The sequence below is a fragment of the Streptomyces sp. NPDC057445 genome (assembly GCF_042802855.1).
GTDB lineage: Bacteria > Actinomycetota > Actinomycetes > Streptomycetales > Streptomycetaceae > Streptomyces.
The window spans coordinates 18,476-35,675 of sequence record NZ_JBHVDH010000003.1 but is presented as its reverse complement, the minus strand read 5'-3'; the positions used below and the strand labels follow the sequence as shown (position 1 = coordinate 35,675).

Below are 17,200 nucleotides of genomic sequence, written 5' to 3'. Positions count from 1 at the left end.
TTACACACAAAACCATCCCGCCCACCAACACGCCCTCGGTTTTAATTTTTATTTCATAACCGCCCTGGGGGGGGCCCCCCCCCCCCCCCCCCCCCCCGCCACCGTCATATCCGCATAACGTCGTGCCGCCGCGAGCCGCCGGACCAACGGTGGCCGCCCACAAGGGAGATCGGGGGTGCGTTCGTGCGGATCGGACTGCTTACGGATGGTGGTTATCCGTATGCGACGGGTGAGTCCAGGCTGTGGTGCGACCGGCTCGTGCGCGGGCTCGCGCACCACGACTTCGACATCTACGCGCTCAGCCGCAGCGCCCAGCAGGAGGACCAGGGCTGGATCGAGCTGCCGCCACAGGTGCAGCGGGTGCGCAGCGCGCCCCTCTGGGCACCGGAGGACGACGGGCGCAGCCATGCGCGGCGTGAGCGCAAACGGTTCGCCGGCCACTTCAAGGAGCTGGCCGCGGCGGTCTGCGGCAGCGACGGCAGCGGCTTCGCCGACGGGCTCTACGGACTCGCCGAGCTGGCGAGGGAGCACGGCGGGCTGTACGCGGCCCTCCGTTCCGAACTCGCCGTACGCATCCTGGAATCCGCCTGCCGCGCTCCCGGTACCCGCAGGGCCCTGCACACGGCGACCGTGCCCGACTACCTGGCCTTCACGGACCAGCTGGAGCGGGCGCTCAGGCCGCTGTCACTCGACTGGTACGGCAGCGACTCGCTGGGCGCCGTGGACCTCTGCCACGCCACGTCCGGCGGTTCCGCGGCGCTGCCCGGGCTTCTGGCCAAACGCTTCTTCGGAGTCCCCCTGCTGGTCACGGAGTACGGCGTGCAGCTGCGGGCGCACTATCTGGCGGCGTCCGAGGAGGCAGGTTCTGCCAGCGCGCCCGTACGCGCCCTGCTGGCGACGTTCCACGGGCTGCTGGCCGCCGAGGTCTACCGGCAGGCCTCCGTCATCACCCCCGGCAACGCCCACGCCCGCCGGTGGCAGGAGCGGTGCGGGGCCGAGCCGGCCCGGCTGCGCACGGTGTATCCCGGAATGGAGGCCGCGCGCTTCACGGAAGTGGGAGAGAGGGAGTTCGACGGCGACCCGCACACCCTCGTCTGGGTCGGCAGGATCGAACCCGCCAAGGATCTGATCGCCCTGCTCCACGCCTTCGCCGAGGTGCGCAGGGAGGAGCCGGACGCCCGGCTGAGGATCCTCGGCGCCCCCGCGCGGGGCCCGGAGGCCACCACCTATCTCGCGCACTGCAGGGCGCTGGCCGCCCAGCTCTTTCCCGACGAGGCCGCCAGCGCGCACGCGGTGGGGGACAATCCCGTCTCCTTCGAGGAGATCGGCGGACCCGAGGCGCCGGAGCTCGCCGACGCCTACGCGGCAGGAGCCGTGATCGTCCTGTCGAGCGTCGTCGAAGGCTTCCCGATCAGCCTGGTCGAAGCCATGTTCTGCGGACGCGCCACGGTCTCCACCGATGTGGGAGCGGTCGTCGAAGTCATCGGCGGCACGGGCCTCGTGGTGCCCCCGCGCAACCCGCGTGCGCTCGCCGACGCCTGTCTCGCGCTGATGCGCGACCCCGAGCGCCGTGAACGGCTCGGCGCGGCGGCGCGGGCGAGGGCACTCGAACTCTTCACCGTCGAGCAGAACCTGGCGGCATTTCACGGCATTTACCTGGAGCTTCTCTCCCACAGCTCCCCGTCCCGCGACACCGACGCCGACCCCCTCCCGTTCGCCACCCCCGCGGAGGCCCACGTCCCCGGCCACTGGACCGGCCCCCGCGCCCGTCCCGCGTGGGCGGACACCGCCGCCCTGGCCGTTACGGCCACCCCAGGAGCCCCCGATGCCTGACACCACGTCCGAAAGATCCGAAAGAACCGCCGCGGCGAGCGGCCCGTCGTCCGCTCCGGAGGGAGAGGCGGTGGCGGCACGCGAGCGGACCGCGCCCCGCAGGCCGCACGGCTCCCGGCGAGGCCCCGCCGACCCCGTGAAGGCGCTCATGCACCGGCACCGGGAGCTGTGCGAGAGAGCCGTCGATCCGCTGGAGATCGCCGCCGGCCTGGAAGCGCACGGGGTGACCGACCGGACGGCGGCGCGGTTCCGGCACCGGGACGTGTTCTCGCTGGCCGACGAGATGTACGCGCGGGTACCGCGCGGAGAGGCGGGTTCCCGGCCCGCGCCGGAGGAAGAGCCCGGGGAGCGCGCCGCCACGCAGGCGCCGCCCGCGTTGCCGGTGCTGCCCGCGCTCCTGCCGGGCGCCGTCGCCCTCGCCGCCGTGGCCGGGCTGCACTTCACGAGCGGCGCGGCACGAATCGGCGCCGCGGTCGCCGGAGGTGTGGCGCTCGCCTGCGCGCTCGCCTACAGCCTCAGGCACGGCCCCTTACGGGCGCCCGGCCGCACGGTGCGCTTCGGACGCCTGTGGGTGGGCTGGCTGCTCGCGTACGCCATGGCCGGCGGGGGTCTGCTGGAGCAGCTCGTCGCGGGCGGCCCGGCGATCCCGGCGACCCCAGGGGAAGGCGGCCCCTGGCCGCCGGCGCCCGGTCTGCTCGTGGGCCTCGCCCTCGCGGTCGCTCCCGCGGCCTGGAGCGCCCGGCTGTTCTCCGTACTGGCGCGCCGCAGGCTCGACGGCAGCCGTGGTCTGGAGGAGTTCGCCGCGGGGGTACGGCCGCTGCTGCTGGCGACCGTCGCGCTCCACGCCACCGCACTCACCGGCCTCCTGGTCCTCACCGGTCTGGTCGTGGCCGTGGAGCCCGTGTCCGCGGTCGCCCTCGGAATCCTGCTCTTCGTCGCGCGGCTGCTCACCGTCCACGGATTCGCCCGGTCCGCCGCCTGCGGCCTCGGCGTCGCCGCCGCGGTCGAGGCACTCGCCACGGCAACCGTCCTCGCCGCCCGCCTGCCCGGCTGCGCCTTCCTGGCCGGGCCGGCCGAGGCCGTCGTCACCGCCTGGGGTCCCGGAGCCGTGGCAACCGTCGCCTGTGGAGCCGCAGCCCTGGGCCTGCTGGTCCACGCGTGCGCCGCCCTGTCCCGGGCCTCTGCACACACCGCATGACCCCCCCCATGGATGCCCCCCACATCCCCCCACGCGCCCCCGCGGAGCCGACGCCGCGGGCGTACCGGAACGACCACACCGAGCAACACCCTGAGGAGACGTACGACATGAACCCGTACCACCGAGCACCGGCCCAGGCCGGCGCGGCCCGTCGGCGCCGAGGAGCCGCGCTATGAGAGTGCTGCTGCTCGGAGCCAATGGATTCCTCGGCCGCTTCGTCGCGGACCGGCTGCTGGCCGACCCGGCCGTGCACCTCACCGCCCTGGGGCGAGGCGACGACGCCGACGTACGGTTCGACCTCGCGGGCGGCAGCCCGGGGGCTCTCACCCGCTTCCTGGACGCCGTCCACCCCGGAGTGGTGATCAACTGCGCCGGGGCGACCCGCGGGGGCGCACGCGACCTCACCCGGCACAACACCGTGGCGGTCGCCACCGTCTGTGAGGCACTGCGCCGCAGCGGTTGCGGGGCCCGTCTGGTCCAGCTCGGCTGCGCCTCCGAGTACGGGCCCTCTCAGCCCGGCTCGTCCACGGCCGAGGACGCGGTTCCACGGCCGGGCGGCCCCTACGGCGTGTCCAAGCTCGCCGCGTCCGAGCTGGTGCTCGGCTCGGGCCTGGACGCCGTCGTGCTGCGGGTCTTCTCGCCCGTGGGACCGGGCACCCCCGCCGGATCGCCCCTCGGCAGACTCGCCGAGGCGATGCGCCGTGCGATGCAGTCGGGCGACGGCGAGCTGAAGCTCAGCGGCCTGGGCGTGCAGCGCGACTTCGTCGACGTACGGGACGTGGCGCGCGCCGTCCACGCCGCCTCCCTGTCCGCCGCGCAGGGCGTCGTCAACATCGGCACCGGCCGAGCGGTGCGGCTCCGCGACGCCGCGGCCGTACTCGCCAGGGTCGCCGGATACGCGGGCGCGCTCCATGAGCTGGACACGCCTCCCATGCGCCCCGGCCATGCCGCGATCGGAGCGCCTCGCGGCCCGGAGTCCCTCACGGAGCAGCTGGGCGCGACCCCGTTCCCGTACCCCGACGGCTGCGGCAGCTGGCAGCAGGCCGACGTGCGCACGGCCCGCGACCGGCTCGGCTGGAGGCCGCGGATCAATCTGGAGGAGTCCCTCGCGGACATCTGGATGGAGGCGGCATGCCGCATCTGACCCCCACCGAACCCGACACCGATTCCGGTCTTCCGGCCACCTGCGCCACGGAGGTCTCCCCCGACGGGAGCTGGGGCAGGCTCGGCTTCGGTGTCCCGGGCTATGCCCACCCGCTGCTCGCCCCGGTCGAGTGGGCCGAGCTGACCCGCCCCGGCACCCCGCTGCACTGGGCCGTGCTGAATGTCGCGAACGGCGGTCCCGGCACCCGGCCCGACCCGCACTGCCTGGAGGCCGCGGGCAGGCTCACCAACGCCGGGATCCAGGTGCTCGGCCATCTCGATCTGGCTCATGGCACCCGCCCGTTCGCCGATGTCGTCTGCGACGCCCATCGCTACGTCGAGTGGTACCGGGTCGGGGGCTTCCTCCTGGACCGCTGCCCGGTCGAGCGGGCGGACCTGCCCGCAGTGCGGCGTACGACGGCCACGCTGGAGGCGGTGCTCGACGGCGGACATCTCGTCCTGGGCCACGGCACCCACCCGTATCCGGGCTATGCCGAGGTGGCCGACCAACTGGTCACCTTCTCCGGGACCTGGACCGACTACCGCTGGTCGCAGGTCGCGGAGTGGACCGCGAGCCATCCGCCCGAGCGATTCGCGCACTTCGTGCACGGCGTGCCGCGGACGCACCTGGAGGAGGCGATGCGGATCGCCCGCTGGCAGGGCGCGGGCACGGTCTTCTTCACCGATCGCACGGGACGAAGCGGGGCATTTGACGCCTTGCCCGGCTACTGGGACGAAATCGTCTCGCGGATTGGACGAGGTGTCTCGGAATGAGAGGGCGCGTGGCAGTGTTACAGCGAGAACAACCGTACTGACGTCATGATCACCAGCTGTATTGATGAGGTCTCCGTGTCGCTGCCACCCTTGGTCGAGCCGGCTGCCGAGCTCACCGTGGACGAGGTCCGCAGGTACTCCCGCCACCTGATCATTCCGGATGTCGGGATGGACGGGCAGAAGCGGCTGAAGAACGCCAAGGTGCTCTGTGTGGGCGCCGGCGGCCTCGGCTCGCCGGCCCTGATGTACCTGGCCGCGGCCGGTGTCGGCACGCTCGGCATCGTGGAGTTCGACGAGGTCGACGAGTCGAATCTGCAGCGCCAGATCATCCACAGCCAGGCGGACATCGGCCGCTCCAAGGCCGAGTCGGCGCGTGACAGCGTCAAGGGCATCAACCCGTACGTCGACGTGGTCCTTCACGAGGAGCGGCTCGAAGCCGAGAACGTGATGGACATCTTCAGCCAGTACGACCTGATCGTCGACGGCACGGACAACTTCGCGACCCGCTATCTGGTGAACGACGCATGCGTGCTCCTCAACAAGCCGTATGTGTGGGGTTCGATCTACCGCTTCGACGGTCAGGCCTCCGTCTTCTGGTCCGAGCACGGTCCCTGCTACCGCTGCCTCTACCCGGAGCCGCCGCCGCCGGGCATGGTCCCGTCCTGCGCCGAAGGCGGCGTGCTGGGCGTGCTCTGCGCGTCCATCGGCTCGATCCAGGTCAACGAGGCCATCAAGCTGCTCGCCGGCATCGGTGACCCGCTGGTCGGCCGACTGATGATCTACGACGCCCTGGAGATGCAGTACCGCCAGGTCAAGGTCCGCAAGGACCCGAACTGCGCGGTCTGCGGCGAGAACCCGACCGTCACCGAACTCATCGACTACGAGGCCTTCTGCGGCGTCGTCTCCGAAGAGGCGCAGGAGGCGGCGATGGGCTCGACGATCACTCCGAAGCAGCTCAAGGAGTGGATCGACGACGGCCAGAACATCGACATCATCGACGTTCGCGAGCCGAACGAGTTCGAGATCGTCTCCATCCCCGGAGCGCGGCTGATCCCGAAGAACGAGTTCCTGATGGGCGACGCCCTGCAGGACCTGCCGCAGGACAAGAAGATCGTCCTGCACTGCAAGACGGGTGTCCGCAGTGCGGAAGTCCTCGCCGTGCTCAAGTCGGCGGGCTTCGCGGACGCGGTGCACGTCGGCGGCGGGGTCATCGGCTGGGTCAACCAGATCGAGCCCCAGAAGCCGATCTACTAGGGCAGCAGTTCCCGGGAGGCTCCGCCCTCCCGGGACCGGGCACCCGGGCAGAGACGACCCGAGCGTGGGCCGGGCGGAGCCGCGGCGACCGGGTGAAGGGGCCGGCCGGAAGGCCGGCCCCTTTCCGCGCTATCCGCAGGTCCTGCCGTCCTCCGGGACCGTGCCGTCCAGCAGATAGGCGTCGACGGTCTCCGTCACGCACCCGTTCCGGGGGCTGTAACCGCCGTGTCCCTCACCCTTGTTGGTGAGCAGCACTCCGACACCCTCGCCCAGCTCGTCGGCCATCCGCCGCGCGCCCTCGTAGGGCGTCGCCGGATCGCCGGTCGTGCCGACGACCAGGATCGGGGCCGCTCCCCTCGCGCTCGCATCCGGTGTCGCGCGCTCACCCGGGACCGGCCACTTGGCGCACCAGCCCGCCGTGTCCCACGCCAGGAACTCGCCGAACACCGGGGATATCCGGCGGAATTCCGGCAACAGCGCCTTGGCCTCCGCCGCAGTGGGGCGCTGCTTGTCGTCCGCGCAGGAGATCGCCCGCTGCGAGTGGCTCTGCGTGCTGTAATGCCCGTTCTTGTCACGGTCGTTGTAGAAGTCGGCGAGCGCCAGAAGCTTTGTGCCGCCGCCGCGCTGCTCGGCCTCCTCCAGGCCCCGGGTCAGATCGGGCCACAGGCTCTTCGAGTAGAGCGACATGACGATGCCGGTGAGAGCGAGGCTCTGGGTCAGCTCACGGCCGTGGGCCGCCGGCAGTGGCCGCTGGTCGATGCGCTCCAGCAGTCCGGCTATGCGCCGGGATCCGGCCTCCGGGTTCTCCCCTCTGCTGGTGAGGTAGTTGTCCAGCGCGCGCTGGAAGCCGGTGGCTTGATTGCGGGCATGGCCGATCGCATCGGCGGTCGGGTCCACGACCGCGTCCAGCACCGTCCGTCCCACGTTCCGCGGGAAGAGGTGGGCGTAGGTGCCGCCGAGCTCCGTGCCGTACGAGATGCCGAAGTAGTTGAGCCTGCGGTCGCCCAGCACATGACGGATGAGGTCCATGTCCCGGGCGGCGTCCGCCGTGCCGACGTGCGGGAGGATCTTGCCCGAGTGCGCGGCGCAGCCCGCTCCGAAACTCTCGGCGTCCTTGAAGAAGGCCGCCTCCTCGGCGGGGGTGTCGGGGGTGAGGTCGACGCGGGCCGCCTCCTCCTGCTCCTTGTCGCTGCGGCACACCACTCCGGAGCTGTCCGCGACCCCGCGCGGATCGAAACTCACCAGGTCGTAGCGGGCATTGAGCTTTCCGTACTCGTCGGCGAAGCCCGGCAGGCTGTCCACGCCCGAGCCGCCGGGTCCGCCGAAGTTGAAGAGCAGCGAGCCGAGGCGTCGCTCCTGGTCGCGGGCCTCACGGCGGATCAGCGCGATGGAGACCGTCGCGCCGTCCGGGTCGTCGTAGTCGAGGGGGGCCCTCACCTCGGCACAGGTCCAGTCGCCGCCCTCGCACGGCTGCCAGTCGGGCCGCTGCTTCCTGAGCGCATCGGGCAGTCCGCGCGCGGCATCGCCCTCCCGCACCGGGCCGGGCGCCGCCTGTCTGCCGCCGCCGTTGCGCGCGTCGTCGCCTTCGCCGCCGACGACGTCACAGGCCGTCAGTGCCCCGCAGGCCAACGCCAGCGCGACAGCCGTCGCGCCCGCTTTCGTACGCCATGACATTGCGGCCCCCCGTGAACCATGAGTCTGATCCCGACTGCTCCGCCATCCTAGGTGCCGTCACTGACAGTGACATCGGGTGTGGTGGGTGTGGCGGGTGTGACTCTGGCACGGGGTGTACCGCCGGCGGCATCCGTCCGCGGTCACTCGCAGTCGGTCATTCGCAGACGGTCCCGGCCGCCGGGACCTTCCCGTCCAGAAGGTACTTGTCCACAGCGGACTCGACACAGGTGCTGCCGCTGCCGTAGGCGCCGTGCCCCTGGCCCCGGTAGGTCATCTCGACGCCGACGCCCTTGCCGAGTTCCCCGGCCATCGCCTTGGCACCCGCGTAAGGCGTCGCAGGATCACCGGTGTTGCCGATGACGAGGATCGGGGCCGCCCCCGGTGCGCTCACGTCGGGGTCGTCCCACTGACCCGGGACCGGCCACTCCGAGCAGCCCATCAGGCCCCAGCCGAGATAGTCGCCGAAGACAGGGGAGGCCTGGCGGAACTGCGGGAGAGCCGCCTTCGTCTCCTGCAGCGAGTACCGCTCCTTGAAGTCCACGCAGTTGATCGCGGCGTTGGCTGACTGGATGTTGCTGTAGTGGCCCTGTCTGTCGCGTCCGTTCATCGCGTCGGACAGAGCGAGCAGCAGCGCGCCGTCGCCGCCGTCCGCCTCGTCGAGTCCCTGCTCCAGCAGCGGCCAGTACTCCTTGGAGTACAGCGCCTGGGCGATACCGTTCGTCGCCTGGGTCTGGGTGAGTTCACGGTCGCCGACAGCCGGGATCGGCTTCTTCTCGAGGCGGGCGAGCAGATCGACGATGAACTGCTGGATCTCCTGCGGGGTGCTGCCCGGCAACTGGCAGGCGTCGCCGCGCGCGACACAGTCCGCGCTGAAGTTGTCGAGCGCCAGCTGGAAGCCCTTGGTCTGGCCGAGTGAGCCCTCTTTGCCGCCGGCCGTCGGATCGACCACGGCGTCGAAGACGGCCCGGCCGACCTTCTTGGGGAACAGGTGCGCGTATACGCCGCCCAGTTCAGTGCCGTAGGAGAAGCCCATGTAGTGGAGCTTGTCGTCACCGAGCACCTGCCGCATCAGGTCCATGTCCCGTGCGGCGTTCGTGGTGCCGACGTACGGCAGATCCTCCCCGGAGTTCTTCTCGCAGCCGGACGCGAACGAGCGGAGTCGGTCCTCGTACTCGGCCTCCTCCGTGGGGTCGTCCGGGGTGAAGTCCTGCGCGTAGTACTCGTCGAGCTGCCGGTTGTCGAGGCATTCGACGGCCTGGCTGCGGCCCACGCCGCGGGGGTCGAAGCTGACCAGGTCGTAGCGCTCGCGCAGCTTCTCGTAGTCCTTCGCCGCGGCGGGCAGCGCGCTGACCCCGGAGCCGCCGGGGCCTCCGAAGTTGAAGATCAGTGAACCGATCCGCCGGGACTGGTCGCGCGCCTTCGCCCGGATGAGGGCCAGCTCGATCGTGTCGCCGCCCGGGTCGGCGTAGTCGCGCGGGACCTGCATGAACGCGCACTCCCACTGCGCACCCCCGGGCAGCGGTGAAGGCGCCTCACCGCCGCCTTCCGCCTCCGAGGGGGGCGGGCACGGCTGCCAGTCCAGCTTCTGGGCGCCGAGCTCGCGGCCCTGGTCCTTCTTGCCCCCACCGCTGTCGCCGGTGTCCGAACAGCCGGCGGTGACGAGGAGTACGGCGGCGGTCGCGGCGGCCAGAACCGTGCCGGCGCCCCGGGCGGCCGAGGAGCCGGAGGAGCCGCGGCAGTCGGCGGACGATGTCGGCATGAGCCCATCGTGCGGCGTCCCCGGGCGGTCCGCCTGTTGGCGGCGGTCCGTGCGGCCGCGCGCCCGGGGGGCGGTAACGGCCCCCCTCGGCGCGTGGGACGAGGCCCGGACACCGCAGCTACAGGTAGCCCTTACGTGTGAGCTGGTTGAAGGCCACCCAGCCCGGCAGCACCGGCAGCCACAGGGTCAGCAGCCGGTACAGCAGCACGGCCGGGGCCGCGACCTCGGCCGGCAGGCCCACCGCGATCAGACCGAAGGTCAGGGCGCCCTCGACGGCGCCCACACCACCCGGTGTCGGGGCCGCGGACCCCAGCGCGTTGCCCGCCAGGAAGACCACGGCGATGCTCGCGTAGCTGAGTTGCTGATGGCCGTTGTCGAAGGCCCGGATCGAAGCGTCCAGGCACATCACGAACGCACCGGTCAGCAGCAGCATCCCGCCGATGCCCGTGACCAGCTTCACCGGCCGCTGCAGCACGTCCAGCATGCGCGGCACGACTCCGACGAACAGCGATTTCAGCCGCGTCGCCACGAACTTCCGCAGGAACGGGATCGCGGTCACCACCAGCACCAGCACCGCCACGGTCAGCAGCCCGGCGATGACCGTCCTGGACGGGGTGAGCGACGACGTCTTCTCCGTCCCCGTCAGATAGCCGAAGGACAGCAGCAGCAGAATGTGTGCGCCGAGCCCGAAGAGCTGAGAGGCGCCCACGCTCGCCACGGCGAGCCCGGGCCGCACGCCGGAGCGCTGGAGGAAGCGCGTGTTGAGCGCGACACCGCCGACGGCGGCCGGTGCGACGATCTTCACGAACGAGCCCGCGACCTGCGCCACGACCGTCCGCAGGAACGTCACCCGCTCCGGTACGAATCCCAGCAGGCTCATCGCGGCCGCGACGTAGCTCACCGCCGAGAAGAGGACCGCGGCAGCGACCCAGCCCCAGTGGGCGTCGCCGACCACCGTGAGATCGGTCCTGGTGAGCTGAGAAAGGAGGAAGTAGGCGGCGATGGCCCCGGCGATCAGACTGACGAGAGTGCGCGGCCTGATCCGCTCCAGTCTGGCCGGCTCCACGGGCGCCTGCGGCCGGATCAGCAGCACCTGATGGCGGATCTGGGCGAGCAGGTCCTCGTCCCGTGCCTCGTCCAGTGCCTCGTCCATGGCCCGCTTCTCGGCCTGTTTCTCCGCCCGCTGCGACTTGCGCACGGCCTTCCGGTCACCGCTCCCGGCGCCCTCTCCCGCCGCGAGGGCCTCCTCGGCCCTGGCCTGCTTGGCCGACTCGGCCGCCGCCAGCACCGCCTCGCGCTCGCGCTGCGAACGCTCCCGGGCAAGGCGCCGCAGCGTCGCCCGTGTGGAACGGCTCAGCGCGATCGGCTGGAGGAGCGGCAGACAGTCCGCGACCGCGTCCGGGCCGAGGACCTCCACCGCCGCCGCCACCGCACGCTCGGCGCCCACCCGCAGACCCAGGGTGGCCAGCAGCTGCGCGATGTCCATGCGCAGCACCACGTCGCCGGCCGCGATCTCACCGCCGCGCAGATCGGTCAGCACCACATTGCCGGAACGATCCACCAGAATCGCGTCGCCGGTGAGCCTGCGGTGCGCGATGCGCCGCGACTGCAGCGCCCGCATCTGCCGGAAAGCGCCCCTGACCAGGTCGTCCGTGATCTCCTCTTCGGCCAGCGAGTCCAGCGAGCGGCCGCCGAGGTGCTCGTACACGAGCATCACCGCGTCCGGGCCGAGCTCGGACGTGGCGATCAGCTTGGGCGCGTTGGCCCCGGCGGCGATCGCGGCGTAGGCGAGCAGCGCCTCCTGCTCCAGCGCCTGGCGCAGCGACTGGATGGAGCGGCGGGTGGTGATGCCGCGCAGCGTGAGCCGGCGCCAGACCCGGTAGAAGTAGCCCTGCGCCTGCTGCTCCCGGTCGACGACCGTGACATCGAGCGGCGGCCCGTCCTCCAGGGTGACGAGGTAGCGCCGGCCACGGTCCCCGTTGTCGTGGGAGTTGCCCCCGCCGGAGCGGGGATGAGCGTCCGGTACGTCCTCGGCCCGCATCGCCGTGACGGGCCGGAAACCGACGTGGCGCAGACCCGCCAGCAGGGTCTGTCCGGTGGGCCGTACGTTCGGAGAGCCGACCGCGTACAGCGTCCCGTAAGCGACCGTCCAGCCGATCAGCACGGTGAGGATGATCGAGAACGGGGTGGTGTAGCCCGCGACCAGCATCGCGAAGGCGTCGAGCAGCAGCACGCCCCAGAGCGCCACGCGCCAGCGCGGGCGGCGGGCCATGCCGACGGCCGTCATATAGGCGATGACGGGGGCGAGATACCCGTGGACGGGGTCGGTGAGCCCGCCGCCTGTCTGCGGCTGGGTCAGCGCGTCCTGGATCTGGCCGGGCGCGGCATCGGCGACCCAGAGATCGGTGGCCAGTGTCACACCGTGTGCGAGTACGGCGGCGAGGACGCCGTCCGCGATCCGCAGTCCGTCGCGTTTGATCAGTCGCTCGATCGCGAAGGCGACCGGGACCAGGAGCACGGCGATGCTGGAGACCAGTCCGGCGAGCTTGACCAGCAGGTCGGGGGCCTGGCCGGTGCCCTTGGAGATGTCCGATTCAAGGCCGGTCGTGGTGCCGTGGGCGAAGGCGGCGACGCCGAGCACGAGGATGATCGCGAGAACGCCGGTGAGCAGCCGTGTCAGGTCGGAGGGGCGGTGCACACGGGCGGGGAGGAGCGGCTCGTCCACGGAGACGCGTTCGGTGGGGGCTGCGGCGTCGCCGCATTCGCTGCCCTGCGGTTGATCGGTGGTGTCCGTGTCCAGGGCGGCCTCGGGGCGCTCGACGGTGGTCCCCGGGTCCTGGGGGCCCTGCGGGTCCTCCCCGGCGGGTGCCCCGGACGCACCGGAGGGAGGCTCGACACCTTCGCCGGGGCCCCGGTCACGAGTTTCCGGGCTCGACTCGGAGGCGGAGGTGCCTGCCGCCGTCGCTGGCTGCACGCCCCGCTCCTTCGCCGTATCGGACTCTTCTTGATCTCGTATCACCGGTCACCGCCCGGATGATGGTGGCATGCCGCACCGGCAGAGGGGGGCATCAGGGTGTCTGCCCGCTGTCGGTGCCATGGTGCAGGATGGGCCGGATGAGCGATGACGTGCCGGACCGGACGAGCGATGACGCGCCGGAACTGCCGGAACTGCCGGATTACGCGGAGCGTGTGCTCGACGCCGCAGAGCGTATCCCGCCGGGCCGTGTCATGACCTACGGAGATGTCGCCGAGTGGCTGGGCGAGAGCGGACCGCGCCAGGTCGGCCGTGTCATGGCGCTGTACGGAAGCGCGGTGCCGTGGTGGCGCGTGGTGCGTGCGGACGGGGTGCTGCTGCCCGGCCACGAGCTGAGCGCGCTGGAGCACTACCGTGCCGAGGGCACCCCGCTGCGGGAGGCACCCCGCGGCGCGGAGAGCCATGTGCCCCGTCTGGACATACGGCGGGCGCGCTGGGACGGCGTCGCGGACGCGACGGACGCAGGAGCTCACAACTGACAGCTTCCGCCATCCGGCGGTCCGATGAGTCGTACGGACCTCGTACGAGCTACCCGGCGCCGTCCGGACCGGACTCCCCGCGACCTCGACGGCACCTGGCGTAACGTCGTCGCAGCCGTCTTCGGCACCTTGGTACCCACACGGCCCGCGCCCCCGCGACGGCCCCGGGCACCTCACCACCAGCACACCCACCAGGACCGGCGATCCACGTGAGCTCCTCCTCCTCCACCGGGCGTACACCGCACCGTCGGGTACGGCAGGGGATCCCCCCACGCCCGCAGGGGCTCAGGGGGAGGACCCCGGGCGCGTACCGACTGGTGCGTACCACGCCGGTCCCGGTGGATCCCCCTCTCCTGGACGCGTCCCAGCGCGCAGTGGTTGACCATGAGCGAGGACCGCTGCTCGTCCTCGCGGGGCCCGGCACGGGTAAGTCCACGACGCTGGTCGAGGCGGTGGCGGCGCGGATCGAAGGGGGTGCCGATCCCGAGCGGCTGCTGGTGCTCACCTTCAGCCGCAAGGCCGCGGTCGAACTGCGTGACCGGATGGCGCTGCGCATCGAAGCGGGCGGGGGAGGAGCTCTCACCGGCAAGGACGCCGGCGGGCGACGGACGGGAGCGCCGCGGGCGCCGCAGGCGACCACCTTCCACTCGTTCTGCTACGCGCTGGTCCGCGCCCATCAGGAGGCGGAGCTGTTCGCCGAGCCGCTGCGGCTGCTCTCGGGGCCGGAGCAGGACGTGGCGGTACGGGACCTGCTGGCCGGGCAGCTGGACCTGGAGCGCCATGGCCTGCCGGGGCGGGTGCGCTGGCCCGACGATCTGCGCGCCTGTCTTACCACGCGCGGCTTCGCCGACGAGGTACGCGCGGTGCTCGCCCGCACCCGGGAACTGGGCCTGGGACCGCGCTCCCTGGCGGCCTTCGCGGAGCGCACGGGCCGGCCCGACTGGGGGGCTGCGGCCGCGTTCCTCGCCGAGTACCTGGACGTCCTCGACATGCAGGGCGTGCTCGACTACGCGGAACTCGTCCACCGGGCCGTGCTGCTGGCCGGGACCGTCACCCTTCCGGAGTACGACGCGGTCTTCGTGGACGAGTACCAGGACACCGACCCGGCACAGGTTCGGCTGCTGCGGGCGCTCGCCGGTGGCGGCCGGACGCTGGTCGCCTTCGGTGACCCGGACCAGTCGATCTACGCGTTCCGGGGCGCGGACGTGAACGGCATCCTCGACTTCCCGGCCGCGTTCCCACGCGCGGACGGCCGCCCGGCGCCGGTCGCGGTTCTCACCACGTCCCGACGGTCGGGCGCGGCACTCCTGTCCGCGACCCGCCTGCTCCTGCGGCGCTTGCCGCTGACCCGGCTGCCCGCGGACAAGGTCCGCGCCCATCGCGAGCCGGCGGCGGTCCGCGAGGGAGGCCATGTCGAGGTCCACACCTACCCCACGGCATCCACCGAGCTGGACAACATCGCGGACATCCTGCGTCGCGCCCATCTCGAGGACGGCGTCCCCTGGAACGACATGGCCGTCCTCGTCCGCGCCGGAGCCCGCACCCTCCCCGCCGTTCGCCGGGCCCTCACCGCCGCGGGCGTCCCCGTCGAAACGGACGGCGACGACATCCCTCTGCGGCACGAGCCCGCGGTGGCCCCTCTCCTGACGGCCCTGCGCATAGCGGCGGCAGCGGCCGTGCCCGTCCCGGCGGCCGGTGGCGCGGCATCCACAGACGCGCCGTCCCCCGCTTCCGCCCGGACAGCAGACGCCGGCGGTGCCGCCGCGGGCGAGGCGGCCGGCGCTGTCGATGCCCCCGGCGAGGTGTCCGGGCAGGCTTCGCCCGCCGCGGGCGGCGGCGCTGCCGACAGGTCGGCAGCCGAGGACGAGCGCCCCGCTGCGACACCCGACCGCGTCCCCGCGCCGCCGGAGCCCGGGGCGCAGACGGACGAGCACCGGGACGCGTACGACGAGCAAGGCGAAGAGTTCGACGACCACCGGGACCCGTACGATGATCACCCTGACCCGTACGACGACCACCGGGACCCGTTCGACGACCACCCTGACGCGTACGACGACCACCGGGACCCGTACGAGGACGTGTCCGGTGGCGGCATCGGCCTGCCCGGTGAGGCCGGAGAACCGGTCCAGGACATCGCCCCCGGGGCTCCGGACCAGGCTCCCAGGACAGCGCCCCCCCTCGACCCAGAAACCGCCATCGCCCTCCTCACCTCCCCCCTGGGCAGCATGGACACGGCCGACCTCCGCCGCCTCGGCCGCGCCCTCCGCGACGAGGAGCGGACGGCGGGCAACCGTGTGCCGCCGCCGTCCGACACGCTCATCGCCCGGGCTCTCGCCGAGCCCGAGCGGCTCACCGCCCACGACCCCGCCTACGCCCGCGGTGCACAGCGCCTCGGCGCGCTCCTGCGCAAGGCGCGCGAGCTCCTCGACGGCGGCGGCACCGCAGAAGAGGCCCTCTGGGAGCTCTGGAACGGCACCTCCTGGCCGCAGCGCCTCCAGCGCACCTCCCTCCGGGGCGGAGCCGCCGGCCGCAACGCCGACCGCGATCTCGACGCCGTCTGCGCCCTCTTCGAGACCGCCGCCCGCGCCGAGGAACGCAGCGGAGGCCGCGGCGCCCTCAACTTCCTGGAGGAGCTGGAGGCGCAGGACATCGCCGCCGACACCCTCACCCGGCGCGCCGTCCGCCCCGCGGCCGTTCGTCTGATGACCGCACACCGCTCCAAGGGCCTCGAATGGGGCCTCGTCGTCGTGGCCGGCGTACAGGAAGGTCTCTGGCCGGACCTCCGCCGCCGTGGCTCCCTCCTCGAGGCCGACCGCATCGGCCGGGACGGCCTTGCCGAACCCCTCACCCCCGGTGCCCTCCTCTCCGAGGAGCGCCGTCTCTTCTATGTCGCCGCCACCCGCGCCCGTGACCGCCTCGTCGTCACGGCCGTCAAGGCACCGGCCGACGACGGCGACCAGCCCTCCCGTTTCCTGGGCGAACTGGGCACCGAGCCACGGGACATCACCGGCCGCCCCCGCCGCCCCCTCGCCGTCGCACCGCTCGTCGCCGAACTGCGCGCCGTCACCGTCGATCCGGACGTCTCCGGAGAGCTGCGCGACGCCGCCGCCCGACGTCTTGCCCGACTGGCCGCGCTCACCGACGACGAGGGACAGCCGCTCGTCCCCGCAGCGCACCCGTACCGCTGGTGGGGCCTCAATGAACCGACCCACAGCAGCGTGCCCCTCCGCGACCGCGATCAGCCGGTCGCGCTGTCTCCCAGCTCCCTGGAGAAGCTCGCCAACACCTGCGCCCTGCAGTGGTTCCTCGGTCGCGAGGTCAGGGCCGACACCCCCGCCACCGCCGCCCAGGGCTTCGGAAACGTCGTCCACGTACTCGCCGACGAGGTCGCCTCCGGCCGTACACCGGCCGATCTCGCCGTGCTCATGGAGCGCCTCGACTCGGTCTGGGACGCACTCGCCTTCGACGCCCCGTGGAAGTCGGACCAGGAGAAGGAGCACGCGCGGACCGCCCTCGAACGCTTCCTGCGCTGGCATGTGTCGGACCGCGGCGGCCGTACCCCCGCCGCCACCGAGCAGGACTTCGACGTCACCCTCGAAGCCGGCGGCTACGAGGTACGGATCCGCGGGTCCATGGACCGCGTCGAACGGGACGACCAGGGCCGCGCCTATGTGGTCGACTTCAAGACCGGCAAGCAGGCACCCACCAGGGACGAGGCCGCCCACCACCCGCAGCTCGCCGTGTACCAGCTCGCGGTCCGCGAAGGGGCGGTCGACGAAGCCTTCGACGGCCGGCGTCCCGAGCCCGGCGGCGCCGAACTCGTCCAGCTCCGCCAGCCCGCCCCCCGGAAGGAGGGCGGGGAAGCCCTGCCGAGGATCCAGGCCCAGGAACCCCTCTCCGGTGAATGGGTCGGCGAACTGCTCGCCACCGCGGCCGGACGTGTCCTCGACGAACGCTTCACCCCCACCACCGGCACGCACTGCGCCGGGTGCGCCTTCCGCAGCTCGTGCAGCGCGCGGCCCGAGGGGCGTCACGTCGTGGAGTGAGCCGGC

General features: G+C 72.4%; 10 protein-coding genes. 7 read left to right on the top strand and 3 right to left on the bottom strand.

The features are described 5' to 3' along the window. The first annotated feature begins 183 nt into the window (after window positions 1–183). From pelF to moeZ, 5 genes are all read left to right on the top strand, one after another. On the top strand, window positions 184–1,833 hold the full coding sequence (pelF, locus tag ACFU5O_RS08080) for a GT4 family glycosyltransferase PelF (RefSeq protein WP_384237866.1): 1,650 nt from the start codon (window positions 184–186) through the stop codon (window positions 1,831–1,833). Beyond that, on the top strand, window positions 1,826–3,031 hold the full coding sequence (locus ACFU5O_RS08075) for a hypothetical protein (RefSeq protein ID WP_384237864.1): 1,206 nt from the start codon (window positions 1,826–1,828) through the stop codon (window positions 3,029–3,031). The genes pelF and ACFU5O_RS08075 overlap by 8 nt, the downstream gene beginning before the upstream one ends. A 172-nt stretch (window positions 3,032–3,203) precedes the next feature. After that, on the top strand, window positions 3,204–4,175 hold the full coding sequence (locus ACFU5O_RS08070; RefSeq protein WP_384237863.1) for an NAD-dependent epimerase/dehydratase family protein: 972 nt from the start codon (window positions 3,204–3,206) through the stop codon (window positions 4,173–4,175). After that, on the top strand, window positions 4,163–4,948 hold the full coding sequence (locus ACFU5O_RS08065) for a spherulation-specific family 4 protein (RefSeq protein ID WP_384237861.1): 786 nt from the start codon (window positions 4,163–4,165) through the stop codon (window positions 4,946–4,948). The genes ACFU5O_RS08070 and ACFU5O_RS08065 overlap by 13 nt, the downstream gene beginning before the upstream one ends. A gap of 75 nt (window positions 4,949–5,023) precedes the next feature. Next, the gene (gene moeZ / locus ACFU5O_RS08060) at window positions 5,024–6,202 is read left to right on the top strand and encodes an adenylyltransferase/sulfurtransferase MoeZ (protein ID WP_384238916.1); all 1,179 of its coding nucleotides are present in this window, start codon (window positions 5,024–5,026) and stop codon (window positions 6,200–6,202) included. Between the two features lie 129 nt (window positions 6,203–6,331). Here moeZ and ACFU5O_RS08055 read toward each other — a convergent pair whose 3' ends face one another. From ACFU5O_RS08055 to ACFU5O_RS08045, 3 genes are all read right to left on the bottom strand, one after another. Beyond that, a complete protein-coding gene (locus ACFU5O_RS08055) occupies window positions 6,332–7,876 on the bottom strand; it encodes an alpha/beta hydrolase (RefSeq protein WP_384237859.1) in 1,545 nt (514 codons plus the stop codon). Window positions 7,877–8,030: 154 nt separating this feature from the next. Beyond that, window positions 8,031–9,635 (bottom strand): alpha/beta hydrolase, encoded by a 1,605-nt coding sequence (locus ACFU5O_RS08050; RefSeq protein ID WP_384237858.1) that lies wholly within the window; start codon window positions 9,633–9,635, stop codon window positions 8,031–8,033. Between the two features lie 118 nt (window positions 9,636–9,753). Continuing rightward, window positions 9,754–12,609, bottom strand: coding sequence for a lysylphosphatidylglycerol synthase domain-containing protein (locus ACFU5O_RS08045; RefSeq protein WP_384237855.1), 2,856 nt, complete (start codon window positions 12,607–12,609; stop codon window positions 9,754–9,756). A 140-nt stretch (window positions 12,610–12,749) separates the two neighbouring features. On the opposite strand from ACFU5O_RS08045, the gene ACFU5O_RS08040 reads away from it, so the two are divergent. Further along, window positions 12,750–13,148 carry an MGMT family protein gene (locus ACFU5O_RS08040; protein ID WP_384237854.1) on the top strand — a complete coding sequence of 133 codons (399 nt, stop codon included), beginning with the start codon at window positions 12,750–12,752 and terminating at the stop codon, window positions 13,146–13,148. Between the two features lie 209 nt (window positions 13,149–13,357). Beyond that, entirely contained in the window at window positions 13,358–17,194 is a 3,837-nt protein-coding gene (locus ACFU5O_RS08035; RefSeq protein WP_384237852.1) for an ATP-dependent helicase, read from the top strand. The last annotated feature ends 6 nt before the right edge of the window (window positions 17,195–17,200 follow it).